Here is a 16,388-nt window from a genome sequence, read left to right on the forward strand (position 1 = left end):
GTTAAAAATTTTTGTGGCTCAAAACTAAAAAAATATTTTGCTTAGTGGTCTTAAAATAAGTGAAATAAGCGTTAATTATTCTAAGCTAATTGTCTTTTTAATAATAATAGCGTCATTAAGCACAAAAGGTTTTGGGATCATATCTTTTGATCTTTTAGGAATACTAAATAATTCATTTTCTAATAAATCATTTGATGCTTCATAAAGTTCTATGTTAGTCTCTTGATTTTTTGGTACAGAAATTTCTAACTCTAAAGGCTCGTCATTTGTTACATAATAACAGAATAATCTATTACTTTTTCTATTGTTAAACACAGCAGAGTCTTCTTCAGATTTATTTTCAATCTTAACACCATTTACTTTAAAATTTTTAAACACATTTGTGGTGTCAGAAAACAACTCAATACGTTGAACATGTCTTTGTGGAATAATGCAAATATTATATGATCGTAAATTACCAATTATAGTGTCGTTGGAAATTTCAATTTTTGGTTGAGATATATTTTTTATCGGTGCAGATTTAGAATAACTAAAACCTGTACCGTATTTACTTCCAAACGTATTATTGCCAAAAGCTTTAGCTTTGTCAGGAGTTTCACCTAAAAAATTAGTGGTATACGTATCTAAGGTGTTATCGTAGGTTGCCCAAACAGCAGTATTTTTATCTGCATCTAACGCGTAAACTAAACTATTTGGTTTTGGTGAATCCTCTGTAAATTGCGAGTTGAAATGCGCCACAAAAAAGCTAATAATAGCTAAAGTAAAAAAGCCATAACTCCATCTTTTTTTATGTTTTAAAAAGCCTAAAACTGGTAGACAAAGTCCAAATATTAGAACCAATAATATAGCAGTGACAAATAATATTTTTAGCCCTAATCCAACAGGAAACATTTTTATTAATGGAGACATGATAAATAACACAGGTATGCATAAAAATGCCAACACAATAAGGCTAGGCTTTTGTTGTCTTATTAAGACAAAAAGCGCTATTAACCCAAAATATACTGGGATAATAAAATAACTAGCACCTTTTAGACCAAAAGCTGTCAAAGCACAAATTAGCAACCAAAAAAATAATGGTGCAACAAGTAAACTACTTACATTATTCGTCTTATAAACTTTACCGTAAACGTAAAAACTAATGGCTAATGTTAGTAATACAAAAAACCAGATATAGGTATGACCATTATAGGTAAAACCGTGTAAAATTTCGTTATATTCTGGGTAGATGGTTAAGATTAATTTCCATCCAAAAAATCCAACAAGTCCTGAAATTAGTAGGCTTAATAAAAAGGCAATAAATCCTTTACCAATCTCTTTACCTTTTAATTGTCGTTGTTTAAATCCATAAATTAATAATGCAATAAAAGCTACAAAAGCAATAACTAACATTGGTATAATCCAACTAAATGGATAAGTAACTGTCTTAAAAAATGGGACATTAAAATAAATATAATCTTCTGTGCTTTTTAAGTTTGTTAGATTAGCTTGACTAAAATGCTTTAATAAAGGCATTAAATACGTGCCTTGATGCTCTAATGTATTTCGGTCTAAACGCTGGTAATTGTCATTAGCTGTATGGTAATCAAAATGATCATCGATAAAAGCAAAATTAAAACCTTCAATATTACCATCACGTCTAAAAACGGTTAAATCGGTATCGTTTGGCAGCATTTTGTAAATACTATATGCTAAACTATTGGCTACTGGATATTCTGGATTTGCAGCCACAAATTCTTTCATTAAATTAGCATTTCCGCCATTAGTTTCAATAAGCATATAACTTGGTCCGCCGCTTCCTCTAGCTTCAAAGTTTAAAACTAAACCAACATCTTTTGCCCAAGGATGTTTATTTACAAATAATTCGGCACCATTTAAACCTAGTTCTTCAGCATCTGTAATACAAACAATAATATCGTTTTTAGGTGTGTTTCCTTCAGCTAAATACGCACGCAAACCTTCTAAAATAGTAACCACACCAGAACCAGCATCACTTGCACCAATGGACGAATGCGGGTTACTATCATAATGCGTTAACAGCATTAAAGCTTTGCTGTTACTTTCGCCTTTAATCCGTGCTAAAATATTGACAGGTTTTGTAAAGTTATTCCATTGACTATTGGTAAAACCTTCTTGAGTTTCGGTAATTAAACCTAGTTTTTCAAGTTCAGAAATAATATAATGCCTAACACGCGCATTCTCTTTATTTCCTGTGTAATGAGGTGCTTTAGAAATTTCTGCTAAATGTACCAAAGCTCTATCTGTAGAGAATTGTGATAAAGGTGTATCTAAATTTGAAATCTTATTAGGAAGAAGTGCATCAAAGCTTAAATATACAGCCAAGCACAATACAAGAATAGCAATTAGTTTTTTAAACATTTTGAAGGTTTTAGTTTGCAGTATAAAAGTAAGAAATAATTGCGTGTATAAATATTTTAGGATAAGTGATTGAAAATAAGTAACTTTAGTTAAACCGAAAATTAAAAATTATGGGAATTAAAAGTTTTGAAGGTTCTAGAAAAGGACAACAGCAAGTAGATGATACCTCTTTACAGGTTAAAGATTACATGACTAAAGATTTAATTACTTTTAAACCTACACAAAGTGTTGAAGAAGTTGTAGAAATTTTAATTAAACACAAAATTTCAGGTGGACCAGTGGTGAATGAAAACAATGAATTAATTGGTATTATCTCTGAAGGTGATTGCATTAAACAAATTAGTGAAAGTAGATACTACAACTCACCAACCCAAGATAGTCATGTAGAAAACCATATGGTAAAAAATGTTGAAACCATTGACGGTAACCTAAATATTTTTGATGCCGCCAACAAGTTTTTAAGTGCTAAACGCAGACGTTTTCCTATTATTGAAGATGGTAAATTAATTGGACAAATAAGCCAAAAAGATATTTTAAAAGCGGCTATGCAATTAAAAGGACATAACTGGAAACCTTAACGATCGTGTTTTGGTTTTAAAGCTTCTGTAGCATCTGTGATTAAAATCTTGTTTTTGTCTTTAGCCACTAATGTCGCTACACGAGAATAGTTATAATCTGAAACAGGCTGTTCTAATTCAATCCATTTTACGTAACCAGCAACAGTAATACGCTCGCCAACTTCTATAATAGATTCGCGGTAACGTAATTGTTTGTTGAACCCAAAAAGTCCTGTCGATTCTATGCCGTAATTATCTAAAAGTGACTGAAAATCTGGTGTTGGATCATTAAATGTTCCGGAATTTGCTTTTTTATCGGAAACCAAATAGGCGTAATAATTTTTAGGATTTTGCTTTGGGAAAATTAATAATCTTTCGCCAGTTTGTTCCACAAAAAAATCTTGAATTTTCTCCTCGTCAACAATAGTTTTCCAATGTGAGTTTTTTCCGTTATTAACTTTCTTTTCAATAACAATTTGATAAAACACACATTCGCGTTGACTTAAAGGAGCAATTAAAGGTTGGTTAACGTTAAGAGCACTGCCTTCAACTTTAGAATAATGATGATTTTGTAAACTACCTATTTTACTAAAACGTAATTTTTTAAGCCGACGTAAAATAATGGTCTTTGGATTAAAATAGTAGATTAAAAAAATAATTATAGCAACAACAGAAACAATTATGATGATTATGATAGATTTTTCCATTATGATAATTAAAAGCGTTTAACTGTACTGTATAAGTAGCGTTTTATAGATGTTAGTTACAGTTATTTGCCAGCTTTTAAAGCATGCAATGCAAAAGAAGCTAACCAATGTGCACCAGCATATTCGCCAGTATCCATTTTTGAATAACTATCATTAAAATGCGTATTAGCTAACGTAATCATTTTATTGTTATCTAGTGCTTTTCCTATTTGGTATAAACACCACGTTCTACTAAAGTTTAAACCATCTAAATGAGCCATTTTACCATCAGTTTTATCAACAACTTCAACAGGAGATATGTATTGCGATGGTTGCTCTCTAAAACCAGGTAAAAATTGATCTAACCATGTTAAGTAGTCTTCTTTAGGTAATACTTTTAACATCAAAGTAGCTTCTTCTAGGCATGGTGATAAAAAATCAAATCCGCCAGGTTCCCAATTTATGGGACAACCTTTATCATTTTGATAGAATGCTTTAGCTCTTTCTTTAATAACTTTAGCTAATTCTGGACTGTAATTTTCAGCATAATCTAAAGCAAAGCTCATTCCAAAAGCAGTGTTTGGATGTTCTCCTACACGGATTGGATAATTTAATTTCTTAAAAAATTCAATACACTTACTTTCGATTAATTGGGTTAATGGTTCTAAATTTTTATCTAATGCTTTTAATTCTGGAATATTAGATTCTTTTAAGCTTTTTGCTAATTTTAATAGCCAAGCCCAACCGTAAGTACGCTCAAAAGTTTTGTTATGTACATCATCAAAATATTCAATTTCTTTTAAAATATTTTCTTTAGAAATGGTTGCTTGTAGTTTTTTTATAATTTCATCTTTTTCTTTAAAATCTGGGTACGTGTTAAGTATGTTAACTAGTGTCCAATGTCCATGTACAGCACTATGCCAGTCAAAACAACCATAAAAAGTAGGATGTAATTCTTTAGGTGTTTTTAAATACGTACTGTCTCCTAAAACTTGACCTAATTTGTTTGGATACTCTTGATCAATACAGGTGTAAGCAAACGTATATAAGTAATCTGCTTTTTTAGCATCAATGGTAATAGGTTTTACTATTTGAACAGTTTCAGTTTCAGTATCAGTTTGTTGACTTTTGTTATTACAGCTAAGTAATATTAACGCTAAAAAAAGTAGTGTGTATTTCATGTTATTGTCGTTTTACAAGTGCGTAAAAATCATTATCTAAAGGTAAATAACCTTGATCGTACACAAAATAATAGATTGTTCCTGCTTTGGTGGTATAAATGCTAGTAAAGTAGTTAAAATCAAATCCTTTTTCTATTAATTTGGTACGTGTAGTTTTTGTTTTTTGATCAGGGTTTAAAGCCTCTAATATGCGCCAATTTTTACGTAAACGGTTATTTATATTTCTAATTAAATTTTTTCCGTCTTTGTTTAATTTGTTGTTATAAGCATTACGACAACCATCAGAACAGAATTTTTTATCAATTCTTCCAACTATTTTGTCGCCACATTCTGGACAGGTTTTACTCATAGTTTTGGATTATTAATTTTATACCAACGTAAAGTCATTTTTTCTTGCGGAAAATAAAAATCGTTTAAATAATGTAAACCAATTTTTAATAATGCATTGTGTGACGCTTGATTATCTATGTGCGTTGTAGCATAAAGACGTTTTAAATTTAAAACTTCAAACGCATATTTAGCAGCAGCTTTACCAGATTCGGTAGCGTAACCTTTTCCCCAATAGTCTTCAATTAAACGGTAGCCAATGTCATAATATGTTGTGAAGCCATTCATATTATATTCGGTGTTGAGTCGTAAACCAGACCAACCCACAAAATTACCCGTAGTTTTTTCTACGACTGTAAATCTGCCAATGCCACGTTCTTTATATTGTTGCTTTACACTGTCTATAACCTTTTGCGCTTCAGCTTTTGTCTTTATTGGTCTATTACCTAAATATTTATGTACGTTTGGATTACTGTCTAAAGTAAATAAGCCATCAAGATCTTCGTCACGCATTTCGCGAAGTAGTAAACGCTCGGTTTCTATATTAAAGGTCATAATTGAAATTTAAAGACAGTAAATTACAAAAATTATTCGTTTACAAATGATTACGTTTTGCAATTAATATCGTATTGGTACCATTTACTCTATTTAAAGTTTCAGTTTTGTACTTGTTTTGATTTAAAATTGAAATAATGCTAGCTAACTTCTGGTCGTTATTTTCATGTAAAGCAGCATTAAAAATGATTTGGTTTTTAGCCGAAGCTGTTTTTATAATTGCTGTCCAAAAATTGTTTGCTAAAACAAAGTTTGGTACTTTGGTATCAATAAAAATGTCTATGATGATGAGGTCAAAATTCAATGTATTTTCATCTAAAAAATCAACAGCATCTTGACAAAATATCTTAAGATTTTGATCTGTTTTTAAGCTGAATTCTTCTTTAGCTAAATCAATAACTACAGGATCAATATCTACTCCGTAAATCTGTTTTTTATAGTTGAAATCTTTTCGTAATGTTTCAATAACACTTCCGCCACCAAGACCTAAAACCAAAATATTCTCTACGGTTTTTAGTTGGATTTGCTTTAATCCAAATTTCAAAATTTGCTGTAAACTACCGTAAGAATAGTTAGCATTTTTAGTATTTAAATGCTTTTTTCCGTTGTACCAAGTAATTTCTAAAGTATCGCTATACTTAGATTTTATTTTTTTAGTAATCGGGTAGAAGTAGCTTAAAAGTCTTTTCATTACTGGTAAAAGTAGCTTTTTTGCTTCAAATAAAAAACATTTACAAACGACAACAAACGATTACATTCGACATTAAATAGGTAACAACCGAATAAAATTTGCAAGCTGTCTGATCTTTGCACTGTCGAAACATAAGAACTCGATAGTATTAACTGTTTAACATTAAAAATTAAAATTATGAACGCATTAAAAAACAAAGTACAGTTGATTGGTAGATTAGGACAAGATCCAGAAATTGTAACCTTTAACGACGGAAACAAAATGGCTAAATTTAGTCTTGCAACAGATGATAGCTACAAAGACAAAAATGGTAACAAAGTAGAACGTGCGTATTGGCACAATATAGTTGTTAAAAACGGTTTAGTAAAAGTAGTTGAAGATTACGTTACTAAAGGTCAAGAAATAGCTATAGAAGGTAAATTAACTAACCGTACTTGGGAAGATAAAGAAGGTAATAAACGTTATGTTACAGAAGTAATATGTAACGAGTTATTAATGCTCAGCAAATAAGATTTAGATATTATATCAAATAAAAAAGGCTCGCTTAAAGCGAGCCTTTTTTATTGTTATTATTCTTTCCAGAATTCTTCAATTTCTTCTAAAGATTTTCCTTTAGTCTCTGGTATAAATTTATAAGTTAAAAATATAATCACTAGGATAAACGCGATAAATATAAAGTATGGCATTGATCCATTCCAAGGAGCGCTATTGTTAGCTTCACTTTCCATCACCATAGGGAATGATTGAGAGACTAAATAATTTGCAGCCCATTGTGCTGCTACAGCAACAGACATAGCTACACTACGGATTTTATTAGGAAACATTTCAGATAAAATAACCCATACAATTGGACCCATAGACATAGCAAAAGAGCCTATAAAAATTAAAACTCCTAATAAAGATATAAAGCCTACTGCATCTTGCTGTAATGATACTCCTAAAAGTAAAAATCCTAGAATCATACCTATAGAACCAATATACAATAAAGGTTTTCTACCAAACTTATCTACCGTAAACATAGCGATAAAGGTGAATACAAGATTTACAAATGCTAATAATATTTGTTGAGCTAAAACATCTTCTTTACCAAACCCAAGAGCTTTTTCAAAAATATCTGCACCATAATATAATACAGCGTTAATACCTGTAAATTGTTGTAAGACAGATAACGCTGTACCAATAACTATTATAGCTAAAATCCCTTTAGAAAAATAATTAACTTTTACTTTATTTTCAGTTTTTTCAAAAGAGTTTTTTATTTCAACAATTTCTTTTTTAGCTTCTTCTACACCATGTATTTTATTTAAAATTTGTAACGCAGCACTATCATTTCCTTTTAATGCTAACCAACGTGGGCTTTTAGGTACAAAGAATAATAGTATTAAAAATAAACCACTTGGGATTAATTCTGACCAAAACATACGTCGCCAACCAAAATCTATATTTTCGGCTTCTGTTAAATTATTTCCAATAAAATAGGTTGCTAAAAACACTACAAAAAAACCAACAACTATGGCTAATTGGTAATAAGTAACCATTTTACCTCTAATGTTACTTGGTGCTATTTCTGCAATATACATAGGTGCATTCATAGAAGCTATACCAATACCTAAACCTCCAATAATTCTAAAAATTACTAATAAGGTTACAGATTCTTCAAAAAATGACGGTAAACCTGATCCCCATGCAGAAATTGTAAATAGTATTGCAGAGATAATTAAAGAATACTTACGTCCTAGTTTAATGCTTAAAGGTCCAGCTACAATTGCTCCTACAAAACAACCTAAAAGGGCACTACCAACAACCCAACCTTTCATAGCTGCGTCTAATTCAAAATACTTACTTAAGTAAAATTGTGCGCCATTAATAACTCCTGTGTCATAACCAAATAGTAATCCACCTAAAGCAGAAACTATTGTGATTAGTAATAAGAAAACTTTTTTATTCATTTTAATCTATTAGTGTTAGTTAGTATCTTTTTTTAAAAACTGAAAAGTAATAAAAACAGGTAAATGATCTGAAGGATATTTTAAATCCCAATTATCACTTAAAACTGCATATTTTTTGACTAAAATAGATGATTTTGATACAAAAATATAATCTATCCTTCTTTTAACAGTTTTATCAAAATTAAATCCATTAAAACTACCTTCTGGTCCAAATGCTAATTTGGCAATATTTTTACTATCATCTAAAATAGATGTGATTGTTTGTATAGGTTTACTATCAGGCTCTAAGTTAAAATCTCCCATTAATAAAACTGGATAGTTTTTTGTGTTTAATGTGTTTATTTTATTAAGAATTAATGCCGCGCTTTTTTGTCTAGCAACTTCACCTACATGATCAAAATGTGTGTTAAATACCCAAAACGTTTCTTTTGTTTTTTTATGTTGAAATAAAGCATAAGTACAAATACGGTTACAAACTGCATCCCAACCCATACTTACTTTCTCTGGAGTTTCAGACAACCAAAATGTTGAAGATTGAAGCACTTTTAACTCCTTCTTTTTATAAAAAATTGCAGAAAACTCGCCTTCATTTTTACCATCATCTCTACCAACACCAACAAAGCTGTAATCTGTCAACAAACTATCTAAATTTTTCATTTGATTTGGCATAGCTTCTTGAACACCTAAAACATCAGGCTCATAAAACTTGATTTGATTCACCATGAATGGCTTACGGTTTGTCCAACTGTTTTTGCCCTCTTTTGGGTAATCTAATTTTATGTTGTAGCTCATTATTTTCAGGTCTTGAGATAAGACCGAAAATGAAGTTAAAACAACTAAAAGTGTTATAAAATTTTTCATCTTTATTCTACATAAATAGTTTCAGTTTGTTCCGAAATACCATTTTCATTATATGCTTCAATGGTAAAATAATACGGTGTATCTCTATCCAAACAGCGCATAAAATGCGTGTTGGTATCATATACTTGCCAAGATTGATACAATTTATCTGGTGCAATCCCCCAACGTATGTTATACCCTTGCGCGTCTTCAACTTTATCCCAAGAGAATGAAATGTCTCTACGGTCTTTTTCGCGATTAATTTTGAAGTTAGACACCTTGTTTGGTGCTTCACCTAAGCCTAAACCAAAAACTCTAACTTCTGACATGGCAAAGTTGTTTCCTGGTACTTTGATGTTATTATATCTAACGTATTTTGCTTTTACAGGTTCGTCTAAAACTAGGTAAGCGTTTGGTGCGTCAATATCTGTTTTACTTCTATCTACAACTGTTTTCCAATTTTTACCATCTATTGAAGTTTCAATAGTAAATTGATGCTTTAATCCTTCAACACGTGTGTAAATTCCTGTTTCGTGATCGTGGTAATTTAGCTGAATGGCGTGTACAGTTCCTTCATTTAACAATTCTATTGTGATCCATTGCTTATCATCATTAGCTTCGGCAACCCAAAAGGTTTTTGGGTTTTCGTCGGTTAAAACTTTTGAAGTTATTTGTCCTTCAGCATTGGTTTCCGTTGGAATTTCTTTCACTTCAACTTCATCATCATTAGACGTAAATTTCATTATTTGTTGAAGTGATGATGATACCGTTACATTTCCTTTGTAGGATAACAGCATCCAACCGTTATGCTCGCCAGCTTTTGTTGGGTGATTAGCACCATAACGTGGATAATCGCCATAAGAGGTATTGCTGTACATTAAACCGTCTTCGTCAAAATAGGTAGGGAACATGCATAAACGACGTTCCCATTGCGCATTAGATGCCAACGCCATCGTCGCAAAATGCCAGTATTGACCGTTGGTTTGCTTTACTGTAATACCGTGTCCTGCACCATTGGTAAATCCGCCAGGTTTAAAACTCATCGGATTATTTTTCATATAGGTGAAAGGTCCAAGTGGCGAATCGCCAACATACACACCATCTGCATAGACATTAAATTGCGTACCTGGTGCTGCATATTGTAAATAGTACTTTCCGTTGTGTTTAGTCATTGACGCGCCTTCCATATAACCTTCTTTTAAAGTTGGATGAAAGTTGTTTTCACCAAAACGTTCCCAACCGTGCTTTTCTTCATCTAAATTTATTAGCTCTTTTCTAACACCAGTTTCTAAGAAACGGTCGTCTTTATTCAACATTTTTACACGAATAGGATGCACGTTAGAACTTCCCCAATACAAATACGATTTACCGTCATCATCTATAAACAACTCAGAATCTTGTATGTTATTTGAAATAGATGCAGTTGGTGACCATAATCCTTTTTTAGGATCGTCGGTATATAAAATACTTCCGTAACCAGCAGGATCGCCAGCAAAATAAACTAAGGAATCTTTATAATTGAAAGCTGTTGGTGCATTGCTGCCTTCAAAAAACCATTGCTGTGGTTTGATAAATTTCCAGTTAACTAAATCTGTGGAATGCCAATAGCCAAACGAACGCGTGACGAACATATAATATTCGCCTTTAAACTCTATAACCGCCGGATCTGCACCAGAACGATAAGATTGGTTTCTGGCAGAATTGTAAACCATATAGGTATAATCAATATCTAACGGATTGATGTAGGTTTGCGTGGTATCTATTACTGTTGTTTCAGTTTTATTATCTTCTGAAACAATAGTATTTTCTTGTTTTTGTTTACAAGATACCATTGCTATAATTAGGAATGCGAGTTGTATGCTATGTTTTAATTTCATCTGTTAATTTTTATTGTTTTTCAATCGTCAGATGGAACATCTTATTAATATGTTCACTAAGTGACTTGAGATTAATCAGAGATGTTTCATTTTAATGATGATGATATTTTGATCCTGTGTTACCTCTTAATCTGTCAAATTGCTTGTAAGCATTATCTACACGTTGCTTTGGCGCCTTTTCAAATTCTTTTTCGGTAACTTTATATTGTTCTTGTAATTCGGCTAAACGTGTTCTTAATTTGGTTTCAATCTCGTCGTAATTTTTGTCATCGATAAGATTAGTTAACTCTTTTGGATCGTTTTGTAAATCATATAATTCCCACTCATCAATGTCGTCATACACGTGAATTAATTTATAACGATTGGTACGTACACCATACATCTTTTTTACCATATGGAATGCTGGATAATCGTAATAATGGTAGTAAACCGCATCTCTAAAATCTTTGTCGTTTTCAGTACCATCTAATAAACCTGCAAAGGATTTTCCTTGCATATCATTAGGAATGTCAACATCTGCAAAATCTAAAAAGGTTTCAGCAAAGTCTAGGTTTTGGGTTAAGCCTTCAACAACAGTTCCTGGTTTAATTTTTTCAGGATATTGAATTAATAATGGCATTTTTAAAGATTCTTCATACATAAACCGCTTATCAAACCATCCTTTTTCACCTAAATAAAAACCTTGGTCAGACGTGTACACAACAATGGTGTTTTCGGTTAAATCATTAGCATCTAAATAATCTAATATCTTCCCAATACCTTCATCTACCGAAGCTATCGTTGATAAATATTCTTGCAGATAACGTTGCCCTTTCCATTCCGCTAATGCCTTTCCTGATAAATTAGCATCGTGAAAGGCATCATTTTTTGGTTGATAGGCTTTATCCCAAGCAGCACGTTGCTCTGGTGTCATTCGCTCAAAATCGGTTTTCCAAGGGTTCCAAGCCAATTCTGGACTGCCTTTTTCTTTGGTCATTTTAAGGTCGTGACCTTCGTACATATCACGATAAATGGTTTGCAATTGCTGTTTTGATGCTGTTGAATTTTCGTGCTTTGTAAAATACGTATCAGGTAACGGAAATTGAACCGAATCGTACTTATTAACGTGACGTAACGCTGGCATCCAATTACGATGTGGCGCTTTGTGATGCACCATTAAAAAGAAAGGTTGGTCGCTGTTTTTCTTTTCATCTATGTAATCAATCGCGTAATCTGTAATTAAGTCGGTTGCATAACCTTTAACTACAGTGGTATCTGGTAACTTGGTTGTCCAATGCGCAGTAGTATCAATATGTTTTTTGTTGATGTGAATCGTATCTTGAATCTTAATAAACTGCGGATTGTAATAGTTACCTTGGTCGTTTAAAATATTCCAATGATCAAAACCTTCAGGATAACCGTGTAAATGCCATTTACCGACAATTGCAGTATTGTAACCTGCTTCTTTTAGTAATTTTGGAAGCGTTTGTTGTGAGCCATCAAAACGGTCGCCATTCATTCTAAATCCATTAATATGACTATGCTTTCCTGTTAACACTACAGCACGACTTGGTCCGCAAATAGAATTGGTACAAAAGTTATTTTTGAAAATTGCACCGTTTTTTGCCAATCTATCAATGTTTGGTGTTGGTGCCAGTTGACCAATAGGATGACCATACGCACTAATGGCTTGCGCAGCGTGGTCGTCTGCCATAATGTAAATGATGTTTGGTCTTGTTATGTTCTCGACTGTGCTCGAACTGACATCCTTTTTATGTTTATCTTTACAAGATAGGAGTGTCAATAAAAAAAATGATAGTATAAAAATAAACAGAGCATTACCAATACTCTTGTTCTCGATACATTTCGACTTTTGGGTCGAAATACTCGAACTGACGATTTTAAACGTATTCAAAAAATGCATTACTTTTTAGTTTTTATAATTTTAGTTTGAATGATTTCATCGTTAATTACTGTACGCTCTAAAAAGTTGAACACAATATCTAACTCTTCATAAGGAATTCTTGAAATTTCGTGACGTGCTTCTTTAACAATATTGAAATAAAAAGACGTTTCAAATTCCTCTAATTTATCAGCAATAATTTTAGAACCATCTAGCATTATATAACCGTCTTTTGTTGGTGCGCAATAATGGTGTGGCGCATTTCCGTAAGGTACCAATTGGTCTTTTGTACCGTGATACAACACAGTTGGCACAGCGTTTTCTGGTGTCATATAACTTGCATCTACAATAGCACCAGCGCACGAAAAAGCACCAGCAAATTTTACATTGCTGTAATCTTCAGCATTATCTACAAAATACTCGCGCATAAAAACTGCATTTAGGATACCTTCAGCACCAGCGCTACTACCACCAGCAATGATTTTTGTAGTATCGATTTGAAGTTTATTAGCGTGTTCAATTACATATTTTGCAGCATCCATATAATCGATAGCAGCTTGTTTAAAGGTCTCAAGCTTTTCGTCTTTTGTACAATCGCAACCAAAACCTGTTTTTGTACCTTTTCTTAGCAAACGGTACGAAATGGAAATACCAATGTAATTCTGCTCTTTGGCTGCATATTTTACTAAATTTTCATCGTCTATATATTCTCTATGACCACCTGAAAATCCACCACCATGCATCCAAAGCAATACAGGTAACGTGTCTGTTTTTTTGATGTTTTCTGGTGTGTAAACGTCTAGTTTTAATGTGTCTTTTCCTTTGATCGAGTAGGTGTAAGTCGCTTTGTTTTGTGCCGAAATTGTTAACACAAAAAAGAAAATAAATACTTTTATTACTAATTTCATTTAGTCTAGTTTTTCAATTAAAATACCGCTAATTACAGGTAAACCTTCAATAGCGTTGAGTTTTAAAGTTAATCCTTTTTTTGTTTGAATAGTTGCCTGAAGTGTTATACCATATTTTTCTGGATAAGCTTGAGCCAAATTCAATTGTTCTTCTATTAATGTATCGTTAATATACACATCAAAAATGCGCTGTGTTCTAGTATTTCTTGAAGTTACTTCTGAAAGGTTATAAATATTTTCAGTTGGTTTAATTTGTGGCTCTACGAAGTATAATTTCACCTTATAGTTACCTTCAGGAACGTCCAGTTGATATTCTGTGCAACCTTCCAATAAGGTTTGAAATAATGGTTCTGCATCGGTGTTCTTAATGTTATGTGGCAGACCTTGATTTTTATCTTTGGTCATCCCAAAAGCTGAACCATTTTTATACCCAAACCATCCTTTTTTATACGCTTGGTCTGGTACAAATGTGATGTTTTGTGTTTTATCATAAAAGTTGAAATGCGCACCTAAATTAATACCGAAACGTTTGAAGTTTTTAAAGTCATAAGCTTCAATACGATTAACTTTTATTGTTTTTTCTTCGGAAATAGTTTCAGTTGAAACTCTAATAGAATTATTTCCATTTTTGAAAGACATATCAATAGAAACAACACCGTTTTCAACTTTAAAATCGCCTAAATTTTGACCATTCAAACTGATATTGACGTCATTTTGATTGGAATATATTTGAATGGGAAATAGTTCCTCTTCAATCAAAGTCATTCCTTCTAAATCATCTGTTGCGATATGTATGAATGGTTTTTTATCGTCTAAAACAGATTTGTACCAATAGTAAATGTCTTTTGGTGTTCGGTCGTATTGCACAAGTCCTTTTTGGTTGACGTGCGGAATGGCATCACCACGAAATTCTGAACCAAAATCGGCAAAATTCCACGCTGTCATTCCTGTCATAAATGGTCTGTCTGTAATCTGTTTGTAATACGATTGATGCAGTTTTGCTTGATAATTGGTGGAAAAATCGAACTTTTTGGGTGTTTTGGTAAAAATTCTAACATCTGCACCAGGACCATATTCCGATAACAATAACGAACGTTTTGGATAACGTTGATGTTGTTGGTCCAAGAATTTACCTAAATCTTCAATCTGCCCATCATACCAACCAAAGTACAGATTCCAACCAAACAGCATTGGTAAATCTGCTATGCCAGTATCATTATAAACTTCGTTTAAATGACCAGCCATAACTGTAATATGGTTTGGCGCCAATTTTCGAGTTAAATCTTCTAGCTGGTTGGCCAATTTTAAAGTTGTGGTTTTTAATGCTTCTTTTTCTTTATCCGATGATTTTTTATCGAATGCTAAACGCAGAAAAATTTCGTTCATATATCCAAACATTACTACACTTGGGTAATTGTAATATTGTTTGATGTGCTCGTTTTGCATTGTATTTGAGACCTCAAAAAAGGTTTCAGAATCGGTCACTTTATTTACTATTGGTATTTCAGTCCATACCAAAATACCAAGTTCGTCACAAAGTTTGTATAATTCTCTAGAATGCGGATAATGTGCAAAACGTATCACATTTGCACCCATATTTTTAATGAGATGAATATCTTGTTTTTGTAATTCTATTGGTACGGCATTACCATAATCTTTATAATCTTGATGACGATTAACACCAATTAATTTTATTGGTTTTCCGTTAAGAAAAAAGCCTTTTTCAGGATCTACAGTTGCCCAACGAAAGCCTAAATTAGATTGTTTTTGGTCTAAAATGGTTCCGTTTTTATCACTTAAGGTTAGCTGTAATTTGTATAAATACGGATTGTCTGGCGACCATAATTTGGGGTTTTTAATTTCAGGAAACGTGACCTTAAAGGTTTCGGTTTTATTGGATTTTAAAGTTAATCCTTGATGTTCTTCTCTAACACGATTTCCTTCAGCATCTAAAATTTCAAGATATAAATGTGCATCGGTTTTGGTTTCAAAATTATCTATTAATACGTCAACTTTTACACCTGCTTTGTCGTTGGAAACGTTGTAATAATTGACATTAAAACCATCGGATGCAAAATCCTTTAAACTAAAATGCTGTTTTGGGACTTTTATCAATTCCACATTACGATAAATACCACCATAAAAGGTGAAATCTGCATCTAACGGCGGAATGTTGTCGTTGTGAGCATTATCGACTTCAACTTCAATTAAATTATAAGCATCAAAGTTTAAAAGCGATGTGATTTCAACGTTAAACGCTGTGTAACCACCTTTGTGATTGGTTGCTTTTTTTCCATTAATAAAAACAGTAGTTTCCTGATTTACAGCATTAAATTTTAGATAGAAAATCTGGTCTTTATCTTGAGAAGACACATAGATTTGCTTTTTGTAATAGCCTAAACCACGACGGTAACCAGACTCGTCATCAAAAGCATCTTTATCATTCCACGTATGTGGAATATTTACGGTTTGCCAATGGATTTTATCCTCGGAATATTGCCAACCCGAATTGATGATTTTAGATTGTGCGTGACTTAAAAAAAGGGAAGCCACACA

Annotated in this window: 14 protein-coding genes; 2 read left to right on the forward strand and 12 right to left on the reverse strand. The window is 32.4% G+C overall.

Annotated elements, in window-relative coordinates; genetic code table 11:
• Positions 1–75: 75 nt before the first annotated feature.
• Positions 76–2,379: a M28 family peptidase gene (locus FHS04_RS04400; RefSeq protein ID WP_106680336.1), complete on the reverse strand. Its 2,304-nt coding sequence runs from the start codon at positions 2,377–2,379 to the stop codon at positions 76–78.
• A gap of 110 nt (positions 2,380–2,489) precedes the next feature.
• On the opposite strand from FHS04_RS04400, the gene FHS04_RS04405 reads away from it, so the two are divergent.
• On the forward strand, positions 2,490–2,957 hold the full coding sequence (locus FHS04_RS04405; RefSeq protein ID WP_027879176.1) for a CBS domain-containing protein: 468 nt from the start codon (positions 2,490–2,492) through the stop codon (positions 2,955–2,957).
• On the opposite strand, the gene FHS04_RS04410 is transcribed toward FHS04_RS04405, so the two are convergent.
• The 5 genes from FHS04_RS04410 to FHS04_RS04430 all read right to left on the reverse strand — a co-directional run bounded on the left by FHS04_RS04410 (position 2,954) and on the right by FHS04_RS04430 (position 6,376).
• Positions 2,954–3,643 carry a hypothetical protein gene (locus FHS04_RS04410; protein ID WP_106680334.1) on the reverse strand — a complete coding sequence of 230 codons (690 nt, stop codon included), beginning with the start codon at positions 3,641–3,643 and terminating at the stop codon, positions 2,954–2,956. The two genes, FHS04_RS04405 and FHS04_RS04410, sit on opposite strands and share 4 nt — an antisense overlap.
• Positions 3,644–3,705: 62 nt before the next feature.
• Positions 3,706–4,803, reverse strand: coding sequence for a DUF2891 domain-containing protein (locus FHS04_RS04415; protein WP_106680332.1), 1,098 nt, complete (start codon positions 4,801–4,803; stop codon positions 3,706–3,708).
• 1 nt (position 4,804) lies between these two features.
• On the reverse strand, positions 4,805–5,152 hold the full coding sequence (locus FHS04_RS04420; protein ID WP_027879173.1) for a hypothetical protein: 348 nt from the start codon (positions 5,150–5,152) through the stop codon (positions 4,805–4,807).
• The gene (locus tag FHS04_RS04425) at positions 5,149–5,685 is read right to left on the reverse strand and encodes a GNAT family N-acetyltransferase (RefSeq protein ID WP_106680330.1); all 537 of its coding nucleotides are present in this window, start codon (positions 5,683–5,685) and stop codon (positions 5,149–5,151) included. Before FHS04_RS04425 ends, FHS04_RS04420 begins: the two co-directional genes overlap by 4 nt.
• A 40-nt stretch (positions 5,686–5,725) precedes the next feature.
• Positions 5,726–6,376: a fused MFS/spermidine synthase gene (locus FHS04_RS04430; RefSeq protein WP_106680328.1), complete on the reverse strand. Its 651-nt coding sequence runs from the start codon at positions 6,374–6,376 to the stop codon at positions 5,726–5,728.
• 177 nt (positions 6,377–6,553) lie between these two features.
• On the opposite strand from FHS04_RS04430, the gene FHS04_RS04435 reads away from it, so the two are divergent.
• Complete coding sequence (locus FHS04_RS04435; RefSeq protein WP_106680326.1) at positions 6,554–6,886, forward strand: single-stranded DNA-binding protein; 333 nt, start codon at positions 6,554–6,556, stop codon at positions 6,884–6,886.
• A 59-nt stretch (positions 6,887–6,945) separates the two neighbouring features.
• Here the strand turns inward: FHS04_RS04435 and FHS04_RS04440 are convergent, their stop codons facing one another.
• From FHS04_RS04440 to FHS04_RS04465, 6 genes are all read right to left on the reverse strand, one after another.
• The gene (locus tag FHS04_RS04440; RefSeq protein WP_106680324.1) at positions 6,946–8,325 is read right to left on the reverse strand and encodes a sugar porter family MFS transporter; all 1,380 of its coding nucleotides are present in this window, start codon (positions 8,323–8,325) and stop codon (positions 6,946–6,948) included.
• A 15-nt stretch (positions 8,326–8,340) separates the two neighbouring features.
• Entirely contained in the window at positions 8,341–9,186 is an 846-nt protein-coding gene (locus FHS04_RS04445) for an endonuclease/exonuclease/phosphatase family protein (RefSeq protein ID WP_106680323.1), read from the reverse strand.
• A gap of 2 nt (positions 9,187–9,188) precedes the next feature.
• On the reverse strand, positions 9,189–11,042 hold the full coding sequence (locus tag FHS04_RS04450) for a family 43 glycosylhydrolase (RefSeq protein ID WP_106680321.1): 1,854 nt from the start codon (positions 11,040–11,042) through the stop codon (positions 9,189–9,191).
• A gap of 91 nt (positions 11,043–11,133) precedes the next feature.
• The gene (locus FHS04_RS04455; protein ID WP_260155842.1) at positions 11,134–12,855 is read right to left on the reverse strand and encodes a sulfatase family protein; all 1,722 of its coding nucleotides are present in this window, start codon (positions 12,853–12,855) and stop codon (positions 11,134–11,136) included.
• A gap of 89 nt (positions 12,856–12,944) precedes the next feature.
• A complete protein-coding gene (locus tag FHS04_RS04460; RefSeq protein WP_106680317.1) occupies positions 12,945–13,832 on the reverse strand; it encodes an alpha/beta hydrolase in 888 nt (295 codons plus the stop codon).
• Positions 13,833–16,385 (reverse strand): glycoside hydrolase family 2 TIM barrel-domain containing protein, encoded by a 2,553-nt coding sequence (locus FHS04_RS04465; RefSeq protein WP_181256138.1) that lies wholly within the window; start codon positions 16,383–16,385, stop codon positions 13,833–13,835. It lies immediately after the preceding gene.
• Between the last annotated feature and the right edge of the window lie 3 nt (positions 16,386–16,388).

This window comes from Mesoflavibacter zeaxanthinifaciens subsp. sabulilitoris (assembly GCF_014191595.1).
Taxonomy (GTDB): Bacteria; Bacteroidota; Bacteroidia; order Flavobacteriales; family Flavobacteriaceae; genus Mesoflavibacter; species Mesoflavibacter zeaxanthinifaciens.

Bases quoted from the DNA above. Each gene is read 5' to 3' on its own strand.
- FHS04_RS04420 (WP_027879173.1), bottom strand. From the start codon at position 5,152: ATGAGTAAAACCTGTCCAGAATGTGGCGACAAAATAGTTGGAAGAATT.
- FHS04_RS04425 (WP_106680330.1), bottom strand. From the start codon at position 5,685: ATGACCTTTAATATAGAAACCGAGCGTTTACTACTTCGCGAAATGCGT.
- FHS04_RS04435 (WP_106680326.1), top strand. From the start codon at position 6,554: ATGAACGCATTAAAAAACAAAGTACAGTTGATTGGTAGATTAGGACAA.
- FHS04_RS04440 (WP_106680324.1), bottom strand. From the start codon at position 8,325: ATGAATAAAAAAGTTTTCTTATTACTAATCACAATAGTTTCTGCTTTA.
- FHS04_RS04410 (WP_106680334.1), bottom strand. From the start codon at position 3,643: ATGGAAAAATCTATCATAATCATCATAATTGTTTCTGTTGTTGCTATA.
- FHS04_RS04450 (WP_106680321.1), bottom strand. From the start codon at position 11,042: ATGAAATTAAAACATAGCATACAACTCGCATTCCTAATTATAGCAATG.
- FHS04_RS04405 (WP_027879176.1), top strand. From the start codon at position 2,490: ATGGGAATTAAAAGTTTTGAAGGTTCTAGAAAAGGACAACAGCAAGTA.
- FHS04_RS04400 (WP_106680336.1), bottom strand. From the start codon at position 2,379: ATGTTTAAAAAACTAATTGCTATTCTTGTATTGTGCTTGGCTGTATAT.
- FHS04_RS04430 (WP_106680328.1), bottom strand. From the start codon at position 6,376: ATGAAAAGACTTTTAAGCTACTTCTACCCGATTACTAAAAAAATAAAA.
- FHS04_RS04460 (WP_106680317.1), bottom strand. From the start codon at position 13,832: ATGAAATTAGTAATAAAAGTATTTATTTTCTTTTTTGTGTTAACAATT.
- FHS04_RS04445 (WP_106680323.1), bottom strand. From the start codon at position 9,186: ATGAAAAATTTTATAACACTTTTAGTTGTTTTAACTTCATTTTCGGTC.
- FHS04_RS04415 (WP_106680332.1), bottom strand. From the start codon at position 4,803: ATGAAATACACACTACTTTTTTTAGCGTTAATATTACTTAGCTGTAAT.